We start from the raw sequence: 20,240 nt of genomic DNA on the forward strand, positions 1-20,240 counted from the left end.
TTATTTTTTTTTTGTCCCCCCACCCGGCCGCGTGTCTTCGGGGCCAACCCCCCCCCCCCCTGCCCCCCCCCCCCGTGGGGGTCGGTTCAACCCCCGCGAAGCAGGCGACACCGGTATCAGCCCAGCCGCTGCCCCGAATCCGGAACGATCAGGATGCCAGCCCGCAAGCCATTTTTGACCTTGGGGTTGGGGAAAATGATGCGCGCGCCCTCCTCCTCGACCACCCAGCGCGTCTCGGCCAGGTCTTCGGCCAGCAGGTAGCCCTTGCTCAACTCGGAAAAGTTCTCGATGTCTGCGGGCAAGTGCAGGTGGAAGCTGTCGCTGTGCTTGATGATCTCGCGGGAGACACTGAACAGTTGCAGGCCATCGAGCGAGCCCTCGCCCTCGGGCTCGGTCCCCTCGATGATGCGGATCAGCCGCTCTTCCAGCCTGTCGAGATTGACCTGCTCGTTCTGGCCAAACGGGCGGGCCTTGCCCAACTCCAGGGTGAAGGCTTCGGCATCCAGCTGTTCATAGGTGAAGGCACTGAAGGTGATGGAAGACTTGCTTTGCAGCAGCACCGCCTCCATGCCGGCCGCCGCCAGGCGCGCCAGTTCGCGGCGGGAATGCTTGCGCCCCTCTTTATAGGGGTACAAGGCGAACTGCTCGATCTTGGAACCGCGAATTGCGGTATGCAGGTCGTAATGCAGGCGGCTGCGCCCCGGTTTGCTGAAGAACACCCGGGCAAACTGCTCAAGCTCCGCGGCACGCAATGCCTCGAAACCACTGGAAAGCTCATGGCGGCCGTTGAACAGGCGATTGATGTCCTGCTCGATGAAACGCTCACCCTTGCGGATCGCCGCCGGGTTGCCGAACAGGAACAGCAACCGCGCCTTGGGCTTGATCTTGCCGTTGGCCACGCCGTGCAGCAGCCGTTCGAGCAACTCGATCGGCGCCGTTTCGTTGCCATGGATGCCGGCGGACAACAGCAAGTCCAGCCCGCAATCCTCGCTCTCGGCAGGGCGCACTTCCAACGCGCCCTCCCCCAGCCAGCGCAAACGCGCGCCCTTGGGTGTCACTTGGGTCTTCTCGGCCGGTTCGTGATCGGTGAGGGTCAGCTCAAGCAATTTGCCAAGGGCGAGCATAGGGACTTCCTTAGTGGTGGTGGCCGCAGTCGGGGCCATGGACGTGATCGTCGTCTTCGCCAACCTCGGCCGGCTCCATTTCCAGCTGCAGGCTGACCAGGTTGGTGGCCATCGGGCGCAGCAGCAGGTTGGCGTACTCGGTGTCGTCTTCCTCGACATCCACACCGATCAGCAGCTGGCCACGGCCATCCTGCTGAATCCACACTTCCTTGCCTTGCCAAACCACGGCAAAACGGGTGCAGGAGGTTTCCAGCTGGGTGCCGTCTTCATCTTCAAGGATCAGGCGCAGGGCGTCGGTCATTGCAAAGTCTCTCTTCAAGGTTGTCGTTGGAACGGGTACACCGAGCCCAACTTCAGGATCTGGGTCAATTCGTCCAGTGCCGTACGGCATTCCACCAGCAGTTGCGGGTCGGCAAGGTCCGCCTCGACGAGGCGATCGCGGTAATGCTTGTCGACCCACTGCACCAGGGTGTCGTACAGCGGGGCGGTCATGATAACGCCTTGGTTGACCGCCGCCAGTTCCGATTCCTTCAACGCCACGCGCAAACGCAGGCAGGCCGGACCACCACCGTTCTGCATGCTTTGCTTGAGGTCGAATACCTTGACCTCCTTCACCGGGCCACCTTGGCTGGTCAGCTGCCCCAGGTAAGCCCAGACCCGCTCATTGTTGCGGCACTCTTCCGGCACCACCAGCAGCATGGAGCCGTCGTCGCGGCTGAGCAGCTGGCTGTTGAACAGGTAGGAACGCACCGCGTCTTCCACCGCCACCGCCGCCCGCGGCACACAGATGGCCTGGAAGTTGCCACCCTTGCTGGCCAGTTTAGCTCGCAGCTGGCCAAGCACCGCGTCAGTCTCGAGGAAAGCGTCCTCGTGATAGAACAGCACCTCGCCGTTACCCACCGAAATCACATCGTTGTGGAACACGCCCTGGTCGATCACCGCCGGGTTCTGTTGAGCGTAGACCACACCGCCATCACTCAGCCCATGCAGCCGGGCCACGGCCTGCGAGGCCTCCAGGGTTTGCCGGGCCGGGTACTTCTGCGGCGCCGGGTAGCGGCTGTCGAATGCACTGCGGCCATAAACGAAGAACTCCACACCCGCTTCGCCATAGGCACGGCAGAAGCGCGTGTGGTTGGCCGCGCCCTCGTCACCGAACTGTGCCACGGCAGGCAGTGCTGGGTGGTGGGCAAAGTGTTTCTCGTTGTTGAACATGGCACCCAGCACGCGGCTGGTGGTCGGGTGCTCGATGCTACGGTGGTACTTGCAGTTCAGGTTGGCCGCAGTGAAATGCACGCGACCATCCGCGGTGTCGGCACTGGGGCTGACCGTGGCCGCGTTGGCCACCCACATGCTCGACGCCGAGCAGCTGGCCACCAGCAACGGCATCGCCTCCTTGGCTGCACGCTGGATCACCTCGGCATCGTTGCCGCTGAAGCCCAGGCGGCGCAGTGCGGCCACATCCGGGCGTTCTTGTGGCGCCAGCACGCCTTGCTTGAAGCCCATGTCGGCCAGCGCTTTCATTTTTGCCAGGCCCTGGCGCGCCGCTTCACGCGGGCTGGAGCCTTGCTGGCTGTTGCTTTGCGAAGCCACGTTGCCGTAGGACAGGCCGCCGTAATTGTGGGTAGGCCCCACCAGGCCATCAAAATTCACTTCATAGGATTTCATCGGCTAGGCTCCGTGACTGTTGTTATAGGGTGATGCCCGGCGTCAGGGTCGCCGGCAAGGCAAGGCTGGCGGTTTCCAGCGAAGCCACGGGGTAAGCGCAGTAGTCAGCCGCGTAGTAGGCACTGGCGCGATGGTTGCCACTGGCGCCCACGCCGCCGAACGGTGCACTGCTGGCGGCACCCGTGAGCTGCTTGTTCCAGTTGACGATGCCGGCGCGGCTGCGCAACCAGAAGTACTGGTAGCGAGCGCGTGAATCGGACAACAACCCGGCGGCCAGGCCGTACTGGGTGTTGTTGGCTTCATCGATGGCCGCATCGAAATCGGCATAACGGATGACTTGCAGCAGTGGGCCGAAGAATTCTTCGTCCGGGCGCCCAGCCACGCCAGTGACATCGACAATACCCGGGGTCAACAGCGCGGCATCGGCCTGAGGCTGGGTCATTTCCAGCAGTTTCACGCCACCTTTGCCGAGCAGGTCTGCCTGGGCGCGCATCAGCCCCTGCGCCGCCTGCAGCGAAATCACCGAGCCCATGAACGGCGCCGGCTGCTCATCGAACGCGCCTACCGTGATGGTTTTGCACACCTCGACCAGGCGGGCGAGCAGCGCATCACCCCAGGCACCTTGCGGCACCAGCAGGCGGCGCGCGCACGTGCAACGCTGGCCGGCGGAAATGAACGCAGACTGGATGATGGTGTACACCGCAGCGTCTATGTCCTTGACCTCGTCCACCACCAGCGGGTTGTTGCCACCCATTTCCAGGGCCAGGATCTTGTCCGGCCGGCCAGCGAACTGCTGGTGCAGCACGTTACCGGTGCGGCTGGAACCGGTGAAGAACAAGCCATCGATCCCAGGGTTGGCGGCCAGCGCCACACCGGTTTCGCGTGCGCCCTGCACCAGGTTCAACACACCCGCCGGCAGGCCGGCGGCGATCCAGCAGTTGACCGTCAGCTCGGCGACCTTGGGCGTGAGCTCGCTGGGCTTGAACACCACGCAGTTGCCTGCCAACAACGCCGGCACGATATGGCCATTGGGCAGGTGGCCCGGGAAATTGTAGGGGCCGAACACCGCCACCACACCGTGGGGCTTGTGCCGCAGCACGGCCGTGGCGTCGGCCAGCGGGCCGCTCTTTTCCCCGGTGCGCTCGCGGTAGCTCTGTACCGAGATTGCGACCTTGTTGATCATGCTGGTGACTTCGGTCGCCGACTCCCACAGGGGCTTGCCGGTTTCCTCGCCAATGCACTGGGCCATGGCCTCGGCATGCGCCTTGAGCTGCGCGGCAAACCTCTCCAGCACATCGATGCGCGCTTCCAGGCTCAGTTGCGCCCAGGCCGGAAAAGCCTGCCGTGCCGCCTGCACGGCAGCATCCACCTGGCTTGCGTCAGCGCCCTGCCCCTGCCAGATCACGGCCTGGGTCACTGGGTTCAGCGACTGCAGGCCTTCGCCCCGGCCGGCCTGCCAATTGCCTGCGATGTAATGCGTGGTCATTTATTGGGCCTCCCGGCTTGCCGACAGCGGCACGGCGCGCACGTTGTCACCCGCGCCCATGCGCAGGCGCTTGGCGGTCAACGGGTCGACCACCAGGGTACCGGCGGCCAGCCGCGCAGGTGCCGCCGTGATACGGCAATCGTCGCGCTTGCGGTTGTGGATGATGTAAGGGGTGGCGTCATCGCCCGGTGTGCCAACCGCCAGCACCAGGGTCTGGCTCTCACGCACCGCGCGGATCCTGGCGGTGTCGCATTCGATTGCGGGGCCGGCGTCAAAGATGTCGACGTAACCCTGATAGTTGAAGCCTTCCTGCTTGAGCATCGCCAGCGCTGGCTCGGTGTCTTTGTGCACACGGCCGATCACGTCACGCGCCGCCTCGGAAAGGAAGCAGGTGTACAGCGGGAACTTGGGCATCAGCTCGGCGATGAACGACTTGTTGCCAACGCCGGTGAGGTAGTCGGCCTGGCTGAATTCCATCTTGAAGAAATGCCGGCCCAGGCTTTCCCAGAACGGCGAACGGCCCTGCTCATCCGACATGCCGCGCATTTCGGCGATGATCTTCTTGCCGAACAGCTCCGGGAACTCGGCAATGAACAACATGCGCGCACGCGACAGCAGGCGGCCATTGAGGCCGGAGCGGTAGTCGCCCCGCAGGAACAGCGAGCACAGTTCAGAGTTGCCGGTCAGGTCGTTGGCCAGGAACAGCGTCGGGATTTCGCGGTAGATCTTCAGCTCCTGCGAAGCGCTGACGGTCAGGCCGACCCGGTAGTTGTACCAAGGTTCGCGTAGGCCCACGGCACCGGCGATGGCACTGATGCCAACCACCAGGCCTTCGTCGTTTTCCAGCACGAACAGGTAGTCGGTGTCGCCACGCTCGGCTTCGCCACGGAAGCTCTTTTCCGCCCAGCCAACGCGCTGCCCCAGGCGCTCTTCGTTGGCCGGCAGCGTGGTCAGCCCGGTGGTGCCGGTGCTGCGTGCCAATTCGATCAACGCAGGCAAATCGCTGCTGCGTACAGGACGAACGATCATGCTATCTCCTTGAGCGGCGGCGTCGGCCGGCGCAAAACTCTTCTAACGCATCAATCCCGAAACGTCTGTTACCAGACCTCAGACCGCGACCAGGCGCACGCTGGCACCCTCACCCACGCCCAACGCGTCGGCCGCAGCCTCGCTCAGGCTGACCGGCTTGCCGGGCACCCAGTCGAGCTCCAGCAACACTGCGCGGTAGTCCTGCAACTGGCCATTGCACACCAGGTACGGGCGCCCGCCCTTGGCCGCGCCCTCCTCGATCTTCACCGGTACAACGCGGCTCTGGGCAATCGAGCGAACACCGGAAGTACGCGCATGCAGGGTCGGGCCGCCGTCGAAGATGTCGATGTAGTGCTCGGTCTCGAAGCCTTCACGCATGAGGATGTCAAAGGTGATCTGGGCCCGTGGGTGAACCTGCCCCATGGCCTCCTGCGCTTCGTCAGGCAACAGCGGCACATAGATTGGATAGTGCGGCATCAGTTCGGCGAGGAAGGTACGGCTCTTCAGGCCACACAGGCGCTCGGCGTCGGAATAGTTGAGGTCGAAGAAATTACGGCCAATGGCATCCCAGAACGGCGACTCGCCCTGCTCGTCGCTGTAGCCTACGATTTCGGTCACCAGCGAGTCGGCGAAACGCTCCGGATGCGCCGCCATGAACAGCAGCCGGCCGCGCGAATTGAGCTCGGCCCAGCCACTGTCTACCAGTTCCGGCAATACATAGAAGCTGGTCAGCAGGCTGTTGCCGGTCAGGTCATGACACAGCGACAGCACGTGGATCTTGTTGTGGATCTTCAGCTCGCGCGAAGCGTGCACGAAGGTTTCGTTACGAAAGCTGTAGAACGGCTCGGAGTAGCCCGCCGAAGCGACAATGGCCGAGCAGCCGGCCAGCTTGCCGGTTTCGTTGTCTTCGAGCACGAAGAAGTAGCTTTCTTCACCGTTGAAGCTGACCTCGGCGGCGAAGGAAGTCTCGGAGGCGGCGATTTTGTCGCCCAGGCGAGCAGCGTCGTCCGGCAGCGAGGTGACACCAACGGGGCTGTCTGCAGCCATGCGCTGCACTTCGTTCAGATCAGCCATTTGCGCGGGGCGCATCACCAGCATGGTGTCACTCCTTTGGAATACGGGCCGCTCATGGCGGCACGGAAAAACGGCAGGCGCGTGGGCACCTGCACTGGAATCGGGTATCGCCGGCCCGGCTAAGCCTTGGCTGGGGCCGGCGAAGGGACCACAGGCGGGTCAGCCTTTGGTCAGGGTGGCCACGGCGCGCTCGAAGCGGTCCAGGCCCTCATCGATGTCGGCGTCTTCAACCACCAGGCTTGGCGCGAAGCGAACCACGTCCGGGCCGGCCTGCAGCACCATCACGCCTTCTTTCTCGGCAGCGTTGAGCACGTCCTTGGCCTTGCCTTGCCAGGCTTCGGTCAGCACGCAGCCCAGCAGCAGGCCGACGCCACGCACCTGGGTGAACAGGTTGTACTTCTGGCCAATCTGCTCCAGGCGGGCCTTGAAGCGCTCATGCTTGGCCTTGATGCCGGCCAGGGTTTCCGGGGTGTTGATCACATCCAGCACCGCGCAGGCAACGGCACAGCCCAGCGGGTTGCCGCCGTAGGTGGTGCCGTGGGTGCCGACAGCCAGGTGCTTGGCCAGCTCGCTGGTGGTCAGCATGGCGCCGATCGGGAAACCGCCGCCCAGGCTCTTGGCACTGGTGAGGATGTCTGGCGTTACACCGTAGTGCTGGTAGGCATACAGCGAACCGGTACGGCCAACACCCGTCTGCACTTCGTCAAAAATCAACAGGGCGTTGTGCTCGTCACACAGCTTGCGGGCGCCTTCCAGGTAGGCCTTGTCGGCCGGCACCACACCGCTCTCGCCCTGGATCGGTTCGATCACAACGGCGCAGGTCTTGTCGGAAATCTGTGCCTTGAGCGCTTCCAGGTCGTTGTAGGGCACGTGGCTGATGCCGGTGATCTTCGGGCCGAAGCCGTCGGAGTACTTCGGCTGGCCACCGACGCTGACGGTAAACAGGGTGCGGCCGTGGAAGCTGTTCACGGTGGCAATGATTTCGTGCTTTTCCGGGCCGAAGCGGTCATGGGCCACGCGGCGGGCCAGCTTGAAAGCAGCCTCGTTGGACTCGGCGCCGGAGTTGCAGAAGAAGGCGCGGTCGGCAAAGGTGGCGTCCACCAGCTTGTGGGCCAGGCGCAGGGCCGGCTCGTTGGTGAACACGTTGGACACGTGCCAGAGGGTGTTGGCCTGGTCGGTCAGGGCCTTGACCAGTGCCGGGTGGCAGTGGCCCAGGGCGTTTACCGCGATACCACCGGCAAAGTCGATCAACTCGCGACCCGACTGGTCCCAGACGCGGGAACCCTCGCCTCGCACAGGAATGAAGGCCGCCGGAGAATAGTTGGGGACCATGACCTGGTCGAAATCGGCACGTTGCACCGGGGCTTGCTCAACGGACATCTGAGTCTCCTGAAGAGGAACGCTGGCCTGGAAGTGGCGAGCGATGGGGGGATTGTAAGGACTGATCCGCGCCTGTCCTTGCGGCCAAGCGACAACTTGTTACAGCGCAAAACCCAGTTTTGACAAGGTTTTCGGCAATGCGACAAACACTGTCGCAATCGCGCAGTGTACGGGAGAGAGGGGGCTGGGTGAACGGGTGTTCACATTAAGAAAGGAGGCTGCCTGTGCCGGCCTCTTCGCGGGTAAACCCGCTCCCACAGGATCACCACAGAACTCGAAACCTGCGCGGTCCCTGTGGGAGCGGGCTTGCCCGCGAAAGGGCCGGTACAGGAGAAGGGAATGTCAGCCCTTTTCAGCCGGCGCCGAACTCAACTCGAACGGGCTGCTGCTGCGCCGCTGGTTACGGTCTTCCCGCGGGGTAGCCCCAAAGAAATTGCGGTAGGCACTGGAGAAATGCGGCCCCGACGAGAACCCACAGGACAACCCGATCTGGATGATCGACTTGCTGGTCTGCATCAGCATCTGCCGCGCCTTGTTCAGCCGCAGTTCCAGGTAGTACTGGCTCGGCACACGGTTCAGGTACTGCTTGAAGATGCGCTCCAGCTGCCGGCGCGACACGCACACATGCTGGGCAATCTCGTCGGTGGTCAGCGGCTCTTCGATGTTGGCTTCCATCAACAGTACCGCCTGGGTCAGCTTGGGGTGGCTCGAACCCAGGCGATTTTGCAGCGGAATCCGCTGGCGCTCGCCCCCCTCGCGAATGCGCTCGACCACCAGCTCTTCCGACACCGCCCCCGCCAGCTCGGCGCCATGATCACGGGCCAGCACCGCCAGCAGCAGGTCGGTCACAGCCATGCCGCCACAGGCGGTCAAGCGGTCGCGATCCCAGTCAAAAAGGTGGCTGGTGGCGATGACCTTCGGGAAGCGCTCGGCAAAATCGTCCTGCCAGCGCCAGTGCACTGCTGCCCGGTAACCGTCGAGCAGGCCCAACATGGCCAGCGGATAAACACCCGCAGACAGGCCGCCGACCATGCAACCACTGCGCGCCAGTTGCTTGAGCGCCGTGGACAACGCAGCCCCAACCGCCGCAGGCGGCTCATCAGCAAGCACAAACAGTTTATGGCAGCCTTCCAGGCGGCCCGCCCACGCCTCGCCCGGCAAGCGCCAACTACCCTCCAGCGCAGGCTCGGCCTGCAGGAAGGCCAGTTCGTAGACCACATCCGGGTGCACCCGCTGCGCCACCAGCAACACTTCCTCGGCCAGCGCCAGGGTCAAAGGCCTGGTGCCGGGCCAGATGAGAAAACCGATTCGCTGGGTGGTCATAGGGTGCGGTCCGAAACCTGAGGTCGTTCGAGTCTGTGCGCCGGGTCAGGCTGCGCTCGTCGCGCAGCATGCCCTATTCTGGTGCAAAAATGCAGCTTTTACTTCAGGCTGCCGGAAAGGAACTGCTTCAGGCGCTCCGACTGCGGGTTTGCCAGCACTTCACGCGGGCAGCCGGTTTCTTCCACCAGGCCTTTGTGCAGGAACACCAGCTGGTTGGACACCTCGCGGGCAAAGCCCATTTCGTGGGTCACGACCACCATGGTCCGGCCTTCCTGTGCCAGCGCCTGCATCACCTTGAGCACATCACCCACCAGCTCGGGGTCGAGCGCCGAGGTCGGCTCGTCGAACAGCATAACCTCTGGCTCCATGGCCAGGGCCCGGGCAATTGCCACACGCTGTTGCTCACCACCCGACATATGCCCAGGGAAGGCGTCCTTGCGGTGGGCGACACCCACCTTGGCCAGGTAATGCTCGGCCTTCTCCAGCGCCTCCTTCTTGTTCATGCCCAGTACGTGTACCGGCGCTTCGATGATGTTTTCCAGCGCAGTCATGTGCGACCACAGATTGAAGTGCTGGAACACCATTGACAGGCGCGAACGCATGCGTTGCAACTGGCGCGGGTCGGCAGCCTTCAGCGCGCCGTCCTTGCCGGCCACCAGCTTCAGCTCTTCGTTGTTGAGCAGGATCTTGCCGGCATGCGGCTGTTCCAGCAGGTTGATGCAGCGCAGGAAGGTCGACTTGCCCGAACCACTGGAGCCGATGATGCTGATGACGTCGCCGGCCTTTGCCGCCAGGGACACGCCCTTGAGCACTTCATGGCTGCCGTAGCGCTTGTGCAGGTCTTGGACTTCGAGTTTGTACATGCTGTCGATTCTCACAAAGCGGTCAGTGCTTGCGCGGCGCCAGGTAGCCGAGCCAGCGGCGTTCGGCCATCTTGAACAGGCGCACCAGGATGAAGGTCAGGCACAGGTAGAACACGCCCGCCGTGATGTAGGCCTCGAAAGGCAGGTAGTACTGGGCGTTGACCGTGCGTGCGGCACCGGTGATGTCGATCAGGGTCACGATCGACGCCAGGCTGGTGGTCTGCAGCATCATGATCACTTCGTTGCTGTACTGCGGCAGTGCCCGGCGCAGGGCCGAAGGCAGCAGGATGCGCCGGTACATTTTCATGCGCGACATGCCCATGGCCTTGGCCGCCTCGATCTCGCCATGGGGCGTGGCCTTGAGGCTGCCGGCAATGATTTCGGCGGTGTAGGCGCTGGTGTTGATGCCGAACGCCAGGCACGCACAGAAGGTGGCGCTGGACAGCAGCGGCCAGAGGAAGCTTTCGCGCACCGCTTCGAACTGCGCCAGGCCGTAGTAGATCAGGAACAGTTGCACCAGCATGGGTGTGCCGCGGATTACGTAAGTGTAAAGCCACGCAGTCAGATTGATCGCTGGCTGTTTCGATACCCGCATCAGGCCCAGCGGAATGGCCGCCAGCAGGCCGAAGAACAGCGAAATCGCCAGCAGCTTGAGGGTAGTCAGCAGGCCGCCGAAGTACATCGGCAATGCCTCCCAGACGACGTTGTAGTCGAAGATCATAGTTCAGCCACCTTGACGCCCACCGAGTAGCGGCGCTCCAGATACTTCAGGGCCAGCAGCGAGACGCTGGTCAGCACCAGGTACAAGGCCGCCACCGCCAGGAAGAAGGTGAAAGGCTCGCGGGTGGCATCGGCCGCCTGCTTGGCCTTGAACATCATGTCCTGCAGGCCGACGACCGAGATCAGCGCGGTGGCCTTAGTCAGCACCAGCCAGTTGTTGGTAAAGCCCGGGATCGCCAGGCGAATCATTTGCGGCACCTGGATGCGGAAGAACACCTGGCGGTTGCTCATGCCATAAGCCACGCCGGCTTCGGCCTGGCCCTTGGGAATACCGAGGAAAGCACCACGGAAGGTTTCCGACAGGTAAGCGCCAAAAATGAAGCCCAGGGTACCGATACCCGCAACCAGCGGGTTCAGGTCGATGTAGTCTTCGTAGCCGAGCAGCGGTGCCACCCGGTTGATGATGTCTTGCCCGCCGTAGAAGATCAGCAGGATCAGGACCAGGTCCGGGATGCCACGGATCACCGTGGAGTACAGGTCGCCCAGCCAGGCCAGCCAGCGCACAGGCGACAAGCGCAGCGCCACACCGATCAGACCGAGCACGATGGCCAGGGCCATCGACGACAGGGCGAGCTGAAGCGTCAGCCACGCCCCGTCGAGGATGACTGCCCCGTAGCCTTTCAACATGATGAGGTCCTCGACCTAGAGAATGAAAAATGGTGCAAACCTCAGAGCCTCTGCTGTTTGCACCATTGCACAGGTGAAACCCGACGTCTTAGTTCGAGTCTGGACCGTAGATGTCGAAGTTGAAGTACTTCTTCTCGATTTCTTTGTACTTGCCGTTGGCACGAATGGCGTCGATGGCCGCATTGATACGGTCGACGTTGGCCTTGTCGCCTTTGCGCACCGCAATACCGATGCCGTCACCGAAGTACTTGGCGTCAGTGAAGGCCGGGCCTACGAACGCAAAGCCCTTGCCGGCGTCGGTCTTGAGGAAACCGTCTTCCAGCAGGGTGGCGTCAGCCACGGTACCGTCCAGGCGACCGGCTGCAACGTCCAGGTAGATTTCGTTCTGGGTGCCGTAAGGCACCACGGTGGCACCTTTGGCGCCCAGCACTTCCTTGGCGAAGCGGTCATGGATCGAGCCGCGCTGCACACCGATCTTCTTGCCCTTCAGTTCATCCAGGCTCTCGCTGACAGCCGTGCCTTCCTTCATTACCAGGCGCGCCGGGGTCAGGTAGTAGCGCTTGGTGAAGTCGACCGACTTCTTGCGGTCTTCGGTGATCGACATGGACGACAGGATGGCGTCGATCTTACGCACTTTCAGCGCCGGGATCAGGCCGTCGAACTCCTGCTCGACCCAGGTGCACTTGGCTTTCATCTCTTCACACAGGGCGTTGCCGATGTCGTAGTCGAAACCAGCGATACTGCCATCGGGCTGCTTGAAGGCGAAGGGAGGGTAGGCGGCTTCGATGCCGATTTTCAGTGGTTTTTCATCGGCCTGCGACACCAGGGAAAACACGGACAGCGCCAGGGCGCCAAGCAGTGCGAGCTTCTTCATCAGGTAACTCCATCGGTACGGGGCAATACAAGGCAGGTAACAACTGCCCGATATGCGAATGGGTACAACGCGAGCCGCGCAGGGTTCGACCAAGGTCGCAGACCACGAGCGAGTGAGTGGCATTTTAGCGATAGCCCGGTAGTCGATATTTCTTCAAAGCGACAACTACTTACAGAAGCGCCTGAAACCGCTGCGGGCGATGTTGACAGCCAGTGCAAATTATGCAAAAGCGCAAGAAATAGAACCTATAGACCTAGCAATTCCTGGGCCTATTATTGGCAAAGCCTTGTACTACGGCAAGTGCAGCGTGCCGTGTTACACAAAATGGCCGCAGGAATGCACCAGAACAAGCCAGATTTGTTTCCTGGCGCCCCGAACCTGTGCAGGGCCGGTGACAGAACAGTTACCGATGAATGTCGGGTAACAGTAAAGCAAAAACCCCGCCGGTTGCCTGGGCGGGGTTCCTTTTGGCTGCGCACGCCCCTTGTAGGAGCGGCCTTGTGTCGCGATGGGGCGCGAAGCGCCCCCGGCAATCCAGGCTGCGAAGCTGAAATCCCGGGGCCGCTTCGCGCCCCATCGCGACACAAGGCCGCTCCTACAGGGCCCGCGCGCTGCTCCAGAATCAGGCCGAAGCCAGGTTCATGGCCTTGTGGGTGTCGATCAGGTGTTGCACCACGCCCGGGTCGGCCAGGGTGGAGATATCACCCAGTGCATCGTACTCAGCGGTGGCAATCTTGCGCAGAATGCGGCGCATGATCTTGCCCGAACGGGTTTTCGGCAAGCCTGGTGCCCACTGGATCACATCCGGCGAGGCGATCGGGCCGATCTCCTTGCGCACCCAGTTCTTCAGTTCCAGGCGCAACTGCTCGCTGGCCTCGACACCGGCATTGAGCGTGACATACACATAGATGCCCTGGCCCTTGATGTCGTGCGGCACACCCACCACCGCAGCCTCGGCCACTTTCGAATGGGCCACCATGGCGCTTTCGATCTCGGCAGTACCCATGCGGTGGCCGGACACGTTGAGCACATCATCCACACGCCCGGTGATCCAGTAGTAGCCATCCTCGTCGCGGCGCGCGCCGTCGCCGGTGAAGTACATGCCACGGAAGGTCTTGAAGTAAGTGTCGACGAAGCGGTCGTGGTCGCCGTACAACGAACGCGACTGGCCCGGCCAGGAGTCGAGGATGACCAGGTTGCCTTCGGCGGCACCCTCGATCAGGTTGCCCAGGTTGTCCACCAGCGCTGGCACCACACCGAAGAACGGGCGGGTTGCCGAACCCGGCTTGAGGCCGGTGGCGCCTGGCAGCGGGCTGATCAGGATGCCGCCAGTCTCGGTCTGCCACCAGGTATCGACGATCGGGCAACGCTCCTTGCCGACGGTCTTGTAGTACCAGCTCCAGGCTTCGGGGTTGATCGGTTCACCTACCGAACCCAGCAGGCGCAAGCTGGAACCGTCAGCACCTGCAACGGCGGCCTGCCCTTCGGCCATCATGGCGCGAATGGCAGTGGGCGCGGTGTAGAGGATATTGACCTTGTGCTTGTCGACGATTTTCGACACGCGAGTGATATCCGGGTAGTTCGGCACGCCTTCGAACAGCAGCGTGGTGGCGCCGTTGGCCAGCGGGCCATAGACGATGTAGCTGTGGCCGGTAACCCAGCCGACATCGGCGGTGCACCAATACACTTCGCCCGGGCGATAGTCGAACACCCGCTCGTGGGTCAGCGCGGCATACACCAGGTAGCCGCCCGTAGTGTGCAACACGCCCTTCGGCTTACCCGTGGAGCCGGACGTGTAAAGGATGAACAGCGCTTCTTCAGCACCCATTTCCTTCGGTGCGCAGTGGCTGGAGGCCACTTTCATCAAGTCTTCGTACCAGATGTCACGGTGCTGGTGCCAGGCAATGTCGCCACCGGTGCGCTTGCACACGATGATCTTCTGCACGCTGCTGGTTTCAGGATTGGTCAGCGCCAGGTCGACGTTGGCCTTGAGCGGAGTACGACGGCCACCGCGCACGCCTTCGTCGGCGGTGATAACCACCTTGGACTTGCAGTCGATGATGCGACCCGCCAGCGCTTCGGGCGAGAAGCCACCGAACACCACCGAGTGGATCGCACCGATACGGGCACAGGCCAGCATGGCGACCACGGCTTCGGGGATCATCGGCATGTAGATGGTAACCACATCACCACGGTGCACGTCCTGGCCACGCAGGGCGTTGGCAAACTTGCAGACCTGCTCGTGCAGCTCACGGTAGGTGATGTTGCGATGTTCGGATGGGTCGTCGCCTTCCCAGATGATTGCCAACTGGTCACCGCGCTCTTCGAGGTGGCGATCCAGGCAGTTGGAGGAAACGTTCAGAGTGCCGTCGGCGAACCACTTGATATCGACGTGGTGGTCGTCGAAGGAGGTCTGCTTGACCTTGGTGAACGGCCTGATCCAGTCGATACGCTGGGCCTGCTCGCGCCAGAAGCCGTCCGGGTTGATCACCGATTGCTGGTACATGGCCTTGTAGGTGGCCTCGTCGGTCAGGGTAGTGGCCGCAACCTCGGGACGAACGGGATACAGTGGAGCCGCACTCATCTGTGTTACCTCGGTGTAATAGTTGTTTTTGTATGGAACCGTTTGTAACTGTACCAGAGCGACAAAAGCCATTCGACGTTGGTAGTAATTTGGTACGCCCGTGCCGGTAAAGCGCTCTGGCATGAGGATTACAGCCCGGGCCACGAAAAACCGGGGGGTTTTACCAGAGGATTGTTACAGATTCTGTCAAAACACTTTATCAAAAGACCCACTGTTTCAGCCTTGGCCACAACCCTAGAATTCACCTCGCCAGCAACGGCAAGGCGATTAACAACTGGTAACAGCCCCCACGAAGGCAAGCGTTAATCTCCCTCTAATCCTGATAGTTAAAACTAGCTGTACTCGCGGCGTCATAAGCGCCGCGTGCCCCCTCACGACCTTAGACAGGTAAATAGAAAATGAAAGCTTTACTGGTATTGGTACTTGGTAGTCTTTGCGGCGCGGCGATGGCCGGCGAAGCCAAAGATGCCGAGCAGATTCCGGTTGAACAGTACAGTTACTCGCAGCACCTGGACATTGCCCGCGTCATTTCCATGAGCGAAGTGCCCAATGTGTGCGAAGTCGTGCCAGCCCGCATGACCTACGAGGACTCCCAGGGCCAGAAGCACATTCTCGAATACCGCGTGATGGGGAACGGCTGCTCCAACGGCTGAGACCTGATGAATTGGGGGCCCTGCGGGCCCCTTTCGCGACACAAGGCCGCTCCTACAGGTATTGCGCAGGTTCAAACCAGCAGCAATACCTGTAGGAGCGGCCTTGTGTCGCGATAGGACTGCGAAGCAGTCCTAAGCTTGTTGCCCAACAACTATTCCACAGACTTGTTAAGCGAATAATCCCTCAACTTGTTGGCAATAGTGGTATGCGAAACACCCAATCTTTTGCCTAAAGCCCGACTACTCGGAAACTCCCCCATCAAACTTTCCAGCACCGCTTTTTCAAAGCGCCCGACAATCTGCGAAAGATCCCCCTCCAGCGAAAACTCCCCCAGCGGCTGCCGTGCCCCATAGTCCGGCAAACGAATATGCTCGCTTTTAACCACCCCGCCGTCACATAACGAAACCGCCTGGAACAACACGTTTTCCAGCTGCCTTACATTGCCCGGCCAATGGTATTGCCCAAGTTTATCCATCGCCGCCGGCGCCAGGCGTGGCATGGCGCAGCCAATCTGCCGGCTGGCCTGGTCGAGAAAATGCTGTACCAACCCTTCCAGCCCATCCATGCATTCGCGCAAAGGCGGAATGTGCAGCGACAACACATTGAGGCGGTGATAAAGGTCTTGCCGGAACTCGCCGCGGGCACAGAGCTCGGACAAGTCCACCTGGGTCGCGCAGATCACCCGCACATCCAGGTACACCTCTTCATCGCTGCCTACCCGACGGAAGCAACCGTCCTGCAGGAAGCGCAGCAGTTTCACCTGCAGCCGCGGGCTCATCTCCCCTACCCCATCAAGGAACAACGTGCCACCTGCGGTCAGCTCCAGCAGCCCCAGCTTGCCCTCGGCCCGTGCACCTTCGAATGCCCCGGGGCCGTAACCGAACAGCTCGGTCTCGGCCATCGACTCGGGCAGCCCGGCACAATTGAGCGCCATCAGTGGCGACTGCCCACGCGGGCTGGCTAGGTGGCAGGCGCGCGCCAGCAGCTCCTTGCCGGTGCCGGTCTCGCCCTCGATCAGCAGCGGCGCATCCAGCGGTGCCATGCGCCGCGCCTCACGCACCACGGCAGCCATTACCCGCGAGCTCTGGAAGATGCTGTCAAAGCCGCGCAGCTCCTGCTTGCGCACATTGTAGATGCGCTCGCCAATGCGGTCGGCACGGTGCAGGGTGAGCACGGCGCCAGCCAGCGCCTCGCTGTCATCGTGCTCGGACTGCAGCGGCGCAATATCAGCCAGGAACACGTCGCCCTTGACCTTGATACGCATGCCGTTGATACGCGACTTGTTGGCCCGCACCAGCTCCGGTAGGTCGAAATCTTCCACATAGCGCGCCAGCGGCATGCCCGGCACCTCGTCCACCCGCACCCCCAGCAGCTGCGCCGCCGTGCGGTTGGCGGCGACGATGCTGCCGCCCATGTCGATCGACAGCACCGGGAAGTCCAGCGCGCCCAACAGGGCGTTAAGCTCCATGTGCCGGCGCTCGCTGGGCATCAGCCCTACACGCTTGACCCCGAACACCCCGGCAATCGCTTCGAACTTCGGCCGCAACGCCTGGAACTGCAAGTTGATCAGGTTGGGGCAATGCAGGTAGATGGCGTTGCCATGGTCACCCCCCACCTCGCCGCGCAGCACGTTGATGCCGTACTCCACCAGCAGGTTGAGGATGTCGCGCAGGATGCCAATTCGGTTCTGGCAATGCACTTTGATACGCATGTGGGCTCTCGAAGCGCCAATGTTTTTCAACACCGCGCATAAAATTCGTAAAGATAAGCTGACAAAAACAGGAAAAGCATCAGCCAGATGCCCCGGATTTTCCGACACCCAGGCGCTTTTGTAAAATTATCGTTACGAAACCAAGGGCAAAGGCTCGCATCAGGGCGGGCGTTCCATCGTGCAAACCGACCTAGGCAAGGATATTACTTAGGCATGTCCTGCACATAACAAGAAAGCCCTCACCAGGAGAGCCACATGAAACAGACGCAATACGTGGCACGCGAGCCCGATGCGCATGGTTTTATCGATTATCCGCAGCAAGAGCATGCGGTATGGAACACCCTGATCACTCGCCAGCTGAAAGTGATCGAGGGCCGTGCCTGCCAGGAGTACCTGGACGGCATCGAACAGCTCAAACTGCCGCATGACCGTGTTCCGCAACTGGGCGAAGTCAACAAGGTGCTAGGCGCCACCACCGGCTGGCAGGTTGCCCGGGTACCGGCACTGATCCCCTTCCAGACTTTCTTCGAACTGCTGGCCAGCAAGCGCTTCCCGGTCGCCACCTTCATCCGCACCCCGGAAGAGCTGGACTACCTGCAAGAGCCCGATATCTTCCACGAAATCTTCGGCCACTGCCCGCTGCTGACCAACCCGTGGTTCGCTGAATTCACCCACACCTACGGCAAGCTCGGCCTGGCGGCGACCAAGGAACAACGCGTGTACCTGGCGCGCTTGTACTGGATGACCATCGAGTTTGGCCTGATGGAAACCGCGCAGGGTCGCAAGATCTATGGCGGCGGCATCCTCTCGTCACCCAAAGAGACCGTCTACAGTCTGTCTGGTGAGCCCGAGCATCAGGCTTTCGACCCGATCGAGGCCATGCGTACGCCGTATCGCATCGACATCCTGCAGCCCCTGTATTTCGTGCTGCCGAACATGAAGCGCCTGTTCGACCTGGCCCACGAGGACATCATGGGCATGGTCCACAAAGCCATGCAGCTGGGCCTGCACGCACCGAAATTTCCACCCAAGGTCGCCGCCTGAGCGACCTTGCCGATAACAACTCGAACCGGAAAACACCCCATGAATGCCTTGAACCAAGCCCATTGCGAAGCCTGCCGCGCCGACGCGCCAAAAGTCACCGACGAAGAGCTGGCCGAGCTGATTCGCGAAATCCCGGACTGGAACATCGAAGTACGTGACGGCCACATGGAGCTGGAGCGCGTGTTCCTGTTCAAGAACTTCAAGCACGCCCTGGCGTTCACCAATGCCGTGGGCGAAATCGCCGAGGCCGAAGGCCACCACCCGGGGCTGCTGACCGAGTGGGGCAAGGTCACCGTGACCTGGTGGAGCCACTCGATCAAAGGCCTGCACCGCAACGACTTCATCATGTGCGCACGCACTGACAAGGTGGCGGAAACGGCCGAAGGCCGTAAGTAAGCACTGAAAAACGGGGCCCGGCGGCCCCATTTTTTATGGGAAAAATGTCCGCTGTTCGCCCGCAAAACCGACAAGCGACCGGTAAAAAATCCAAACTGTCATCCAGACTTGTGTATCCTGCCCGAGCTTTGCGAAGCTTCAACCGCGCCTGGCGCAGACTTTTCACTCACACTTGCGAGGAACGACGAGATGCACGAAATCCCGAATCTTCCCTTCCCAAGCTTGAACCCAGAAGAGCCATCCGTGACCGTTCACGCCGAACCGGCAGCTGCCGTCGAGCAGGATGGTGACGATCAATCCAGCGCTGACCAGGAATAAACCGCGCAACCTCCGACAGTGTGAAAACGGCTGACCTGCGGGCTACCCCCGTCATCACGTTTTCACACTGCCCAGAACCCACGTAGGCCCCCATGCCCGACTCACCGCGCCCCCTTGCGGTCACCCTGCAAGTCGTCTCCATCGTCCTCTTCACCTTCATCGGCTACCTGAACATCGGCATTCCGCTGGCCGTGCTGCCTGGCTATGTGCACAACGACCTGGGCTTCAGCGCCGTGGTTGCAGGCCTTGTGATCAGCGTGCAATACCTGGCCACCCTGCTCAGCCGCCCCACCGCCAGCCGCATCATCGACAACCACGGTAGCAAGAAGGCCGTCATGTATGGCCTGGCCGGCTGCGGGCTTAGCGGGGTGTTCATGCTGGCGTGCGCCTTCCTCACTCACCTGCCCTGGCTGAGCCTGGCCTGCCTGCTGGTTGGCCGCCTGGTGCTGGGCAGCGCCGAAAGCCTGGTGGGGTCGGGGTCGATTGGCTGGGGGATTGGCCGGGTGGGGGCAGAAAACACCGCCAAGGTCATCTCCTGGAACGGCATCGCCAGTTACGGCGCGCTGGCCATCGGTGCTCCGCTGGGCGTGCTGATGGTCAAGAGCCTTGGGCTGTGGAGCATGGGCGTGAGCATCATGCTGCTGTGCATGCTTGGCCTGCTGCTGGCCTGGCCGAAGCAGGCAGCGCCCATCGTCAGTGGTGTACGCCTGCCGTTCCTGCGGGTGCTGGGCAAGGTGTTCCCGCATGGCTCGGGGCTGGCGCTGGGGTCAATCGGTTTTGGCACCATCGCCACGTTCATCACCCTGTATTACGCAAGCCGCGGCTGGACCAATGCGGCGCTGACCCTGAGCCTGTTTGGCGCCAGCTTCATCAGTGCGCGGCTGCTGTTTGGCAACCTGATCAACCGCATAGGCGGTTTCCGGGTGGCGATTGCCTGCCTGTCGGTGGAAACACTGGGGTTGTTGATGCTGTGGCTGGCGCCCAGTGCCGAACTGGCGTTGGCGGGGGCAGCACTGAGCGGGTTTGGTTTCTCGCTGGTATTCCCGGCGCTGGGTGTGGAAGCGGTGAACCAGGTGTCAGCGGCCAACCGCGGGGCGGCGGTGGGGGCGTATTCGCTGTTCATCGATTTGTCGCTGGGGGTGACCGGGCCGCTGGTGGGCGCGGTGGCGGCGGGGTTCGGGTTTGCGTCGATGTTTCTGTTTGCGGCGGGGGCGGCGGGTTGTGGGTTGGTGTTGAGCCTGTATCTATACAGGCAGGCCAGGCAAGTGCGCGGCCACTAAGAGCGGGGGCGCTTTGCGCCCCTTTCGC

Annotated in this window: 18 protein-coding genes; 4 read left to right on the forward strand and 14 right to left on the reverse strand. The window is 62.0% G+C overall.

The annotated features are described in order from the left end of the window. Positions 1-116 precede the first annotated feature (116 nt). The 13 genes from astE to acs all read right to left on the reverse strand — a co-directional run bounded on the left by astE (position 117) and on the right by acs (position 14,809). Positions 117-1,124, reverse strand: coding sequence for a succinylglutamate desuccinylase (gene astE / locus ACQKPZ_RS20750; protein ID WP_391125442.1), 1,008 nt, complete (start codon positions 1,122-1,124; stop codon positions 117-119). Positions 1,125-1,134: 10 nt separating this feature from the next. Next, a complete protein-coding gene (locus ACQKPZ_RS20755) occupies positions 1,135-1,425 on the reverse strand; it encodes a topoisomerase II (RefSeq protein WP_003256592.1) in 291 nt (96 codons plus the stop codon). Positions 1,426-1,439: 14 nt separating this feature from the next. Further along, positions 1,440-2,789, reverse strand: a complete 1,350-nt coding sequence (astB, locus tag ACQKPZ_RS20760; RefSeq protein ID WP_427541676.1) for an N-succinylarginine dihydrolase — start codon at positions 2,787-2,789, stop codon at positions 1,440-1,442. Positions 2,790-2,811: 22 nt separating this feature from the next. Continuing rightward, positions 2,812-4,275: a succinylglutamate-semialdehyde dehydrogenase gene (astD, locus tag ACQKPZ_RS20765; RefSeq protein WP_427541679.1), complete on the reverse strand. Its 1,464-nt coding sequence runs from the start codon at positions 4,273-4,275 to the stop codon at positions 2,812-2,814. Next, positions 4,276-5,304: an arginine N-succinyltransferase gene (gene astA, locus ACQKPZ_RS20770; RefSeq protein WP_391125433.1), complete on the reverse strand. Its 1,029-nt coding sequence runs from the start codon at positions 5,302-5,304 to the stop codon at positions 4,276-4,278. A gap of 78 nt (positions 5,305-5,382) precedes the next feature. After that, positions 5,383-6,402, reverse strand: coding sequence for an arginine/ornithine succinyltransferase subunit alpha (aruF, locus tag ACQKPZ_RS20775; protein ID WP_427541682.1), 1,020 nt, complete (start codon positions 6,400-6,402; stop codon positions 5,383-5,385). Positions 6,403-6,537: 135 nt separating this feature from the next. Then, the gene (locus tag ACQKPZ_RS20780; protein WP_391125427.1) at positions 6,538-7,758 is read right to left on the reverse strand and encodes an aspartate aminotransferase family protein; all 1,221 of its coding nucleotides are present in this window, start codon (positions 7,756-7,758) and stop codon (positions 6,538-6,540) included. A gap of 342 nt (positions 7,759-8,100) precedes the next feature. After that, positions 8,101-9,081 carry a transcriptional regulator ArgR gene (argR, locus tag ACQKPZ_RS20785; protein WP_427541685.1) on the reverse strand — a complete coding sequence of 327 codons (981 nt, stop codon included), beginning with the start codon at positions 9,079-9,081 and terminating at the stop codon, positions 8,101-8,103. A gap of 98 nt (positions 9,082-9,179) precedes the next feature. Continuing rightward, on the reverse strand, positions 9,180-9,944 hold the full coding sequence (locus ACQKPZ_RS20790) for an ABC transporter ATP-binding protein (protein WP_391125421.1): 765 nt from the start codon (positions 9,942-9,944) through the stop codon (positions 9,180-9,182). 22 nt (positions 9,945-9,966) lie between these two features. Beyond that, positions 9,967-10,665, reverse strand: coding sequence for an ABC transporter permease (locus ACQKPZ_RS20795; RefSeq protein WP_016711852.1), 699 nt, complete (start codon positions 10,663-10,665; stop codon positions 9,967-9,969). Continuing rightward, positions 10,662-11,351 carry an ABC transporter permease gene (locus ACQKPZ_RS20800; RefSeq protein ID WP_016488497.1) on the reverse strand — a complete coding sequence of 230 codons (690 nt, stop codon included), beginning with the start codon at positions 11,349-11,351 and terminating at the stop codon, positions 10,662-10,664. The genes ACQKPZ_RS20795 and ACQKPZ_RS20800 overlap by 4 nt, the downstream gene beginning before the upstream one ends. An 88-nt stretch (positions 11,352-11,439) precedes the next feature. Continuing rightward, positions 11,440-12,225 carry an ABC transporter substrate-binding protein gene (locus ACQKPZ_RS20805; RefSeq protein ID WP_391125414.1) on the reverse strand — a complete coding sequence of 262 codons (786 nt, stop codon included), beginning with the start codon at positions 12,223-12,225 and terminating at the stop codon, positions 11,440-11,442. A 622-nt stretch (positions 12,226-12,847) separates the two neighbouring features. Next, the gene (acs, locus tag ACQKPZ_RS20810) at positions 12,848-14,809 is read right to left on the reverse strand and encodes an acetate--CoA ligase (RefSeq protein WP_427541688.1); all 1,962 of its coding nucleotides are present in this window, start codon (positions 14,807-14,809) and stop codon (positions 12,848-12,850) included. A gap of 398 nt (positions 14,810-15,207) precedes the next feature. On the opposite strand from acs, the gene ACQKPZ_RS20815 reads away from it, so the two are divergent. After that, positions 15,208-15,462 carry a DUF2790 domain-containing protein gene (locus ACQKPZ_RS20815; RefSeq protein ID WP_003254526.1) on the forward strand — a complete coding sequence of 85 codons (255 nt, stop codon included), beginning with the start codon at positions 15,208-15,210 and terminating at the stop codon, positions 15,460-15,462. 152 nt (positions 15,463-15,614) lie between these two features. Here ACQKPZ_RS20815 and ACQKPZ_RS20820 read toward each other — a convergent pair whose 3' ends face one another. Beyond that, positions 15,615-17,174, reverse strand: a complete 1,560-nt coding sequence (locus ACQKPZ_RS20820) for a sigma-54-dependent transcriptional regulator (RefSeq protein ID WP_427541691.1) — start codon at positions 17,172-17,174, stop codon at positions 15,615-15,617. Between the two features lie 255 nt (positions 17,175-17,429). Here ACQKPZ_RS20820 and phhA point away from each other — a divergent pair, with 255 nt between their 5' ends. The 3 genes from phhA to ACQKPZ_RS20835 all read left to right on the forward strand — a co-directional run bounded on the left by phhA (position 17,430) and on the right by ACQKPZ_RS20835 (position 20,212). After that, positions 17,430-18,218 carry a phenylalanine 4-monooxygenase gene (phhA, locus tag ACQKPZ_RS20825; RefSeq protein ID WP_427541694.1) on the forward strand — a complete coding sequence of 263 codons (789 nt, stop codon included), beginning with the start codon at positions 17,430-17,432 and terminating at the stop codon, positions 18,216-18,218. A 39-nt stretch (positions 18,219-18,257) separates the two neighbouring features. Then, positions 18,258-18,614, forward strand: coding sequence for a 4a-hydroxytetrahydrobiopterin dehydratase (locus ACQKPZ_RS20830; protein ID WP_003254532.1), 357 nt, complete (start codon positions 18,258-18,260; stop codon positions 18,612-18,614). 410 nt (positions 18,615-19,024) lie between these two features. Next, the gene (locus ACQKPZ_RS20835) at positions 19,025-20,212 is read left to right on the forward strand and encodes an MFS transporter (protein WP_427541697.1); all 1,188 of its coding nucleotides are present in this window, start codon (positions 19,025-19,027) and stop codon (positions 20,210-20,212) included. Positions 20,213-20,240 lie beyond the last annotated feature (28 nt).

Origin of the sequence: Pseudomonas sp. NPDC089547 (assembly GCF_050280665.1) — a bacterium.
Lineage (GTDB): Bacteria > Pseudomonadota > Gammaproteobacteria > Pseudomonadales > Pseudomonadaceae > Aquipseudomonas.

Bases quoted from the DNA above. Each gene is read 5' to 3' on its own strand.
- astE (WP_391125442.1), bottom strand. From the start codon at position 1,124: ATGCTCGCCCTTGGCAAATTGCTTGAGCTGACCCTCACCGATCACGAA.
- ACQKPZ_RS20755 (WP_003256592.1), bottom strand. From the start codon at position 1,425: ATGACCGACGCCCTGCGCCTGATCCTTGAAGATGAAGACGGCACCCAG.
- astB (WP_427541676.1), bottom strand. From the start codon at position 2,789: ATGAAATCCTATGAAGTGAATTTTGATGGCCTGGTGGGGCCTACCCAC.
- astD (WP_427541679.1), bottom strand. From the start codon at position 4,275: ATGACCACGCATTACATCGCAGGCAATTGGCAGGCCGGCCGGGGCGAA.
- astA (WP_391125433.1), bottom strand. From the start codon at position 5,304: ATGATCGTTCGTCCTGTACGCAGCAGCGATTTGCCTGCGTTGATCGAA.
- aruF (WP_427541682.1), bottom strand. From the start codon at position 6,402: ATGCTGGTGATGCGCCCCGCGCAAATGGCTGATCTGAACGAAGTGCAG.
- ACQKPZ_RS20780 (WP_391125427.1), bottom strand. From the start codon at position 7,758: ATGTCCGTTGAGCAAGCCCCGGTGCAACGTGCCGATTTCGACCAGGTC.
- argR (WP_427541685.1), bottom strand. From the start codon at position 9,081: ATGACCACCCAGCGAATCGGTTTTCTCATCTGGCCCGGCACCAGGCCT.
- ACQKPZ_RS20790 (WP_391125421.1), bottom strand. From the start codon at position 9,944: ATGTACAAACTCGAAGTCCAAGACCTGCACAAGCGCTACGGCAGCCAT.
- ACQKPZ_RS20795 (WP_016711852.1), bottom strand. From the start codon at position 10,665: ATGATCTTCGACTACAACGTCGTCTGGGAGGCATTGCCGATGTACTTC.
- ACQKPZ_RS20800 (WP_016488497.1), bottom strand. From the start codon at position 11,351: ATGTTGAAAGGCTACGGGGCAGTCATCCTCGACGGGGCGTGGCTGACG.
- ACQKPZ_RS20805 (WP_391125414.1), bottom strand. From the start codon at position 12,225: ATGAAGAAGCTCGCACTGCTTGGCGCCCTGGCGCTGTCCGTGTTTTCC.
- acs (WP_427541688.1), bottom strand. From the start codon at position 14,809: ATGAGTGCGGCTCCACTGTATCCCGTTCGTCCCGAGGTTGCGGCCACT.
- ACQKPZ_RS20815 (WP_003254526.1), top strand. From the start codon at position 15,208: ATGAAAGCTTTACTGGTATTGGTACTTGGTAGTCTTTGCGGCGCGGCG.
- ACQKPZ_RS20820 (WP_427541691.1), bottom strand. From the start codon at position 17,174: ATGCGTATCAAAGTGCATTGCCAGAACCGAATTGGCATCCTGCGCGAC.
- phhA (WP_427541694.1), top strand. From the start codon at position 17,430: ATGAAACAGACGCAATACGTGGCACGCGAGCCCGATGCGCATGGTTTT.
- ACQKPZ_RS20830 (WP_003254532.1), top strand. From the start codon at position 18,258: ATGAATGCCTTGAACCAAGCCCATTGCGAAGCCTGCCGCGCCGACGCG.
- ACQKPZ_RS20835 (WP_427541697.1), top strand. From the start codon at position 19,025: ATGCCCGACTCACCGCGCCCCCTTGCGGTCACCCTGCAAGTCGTCTCC.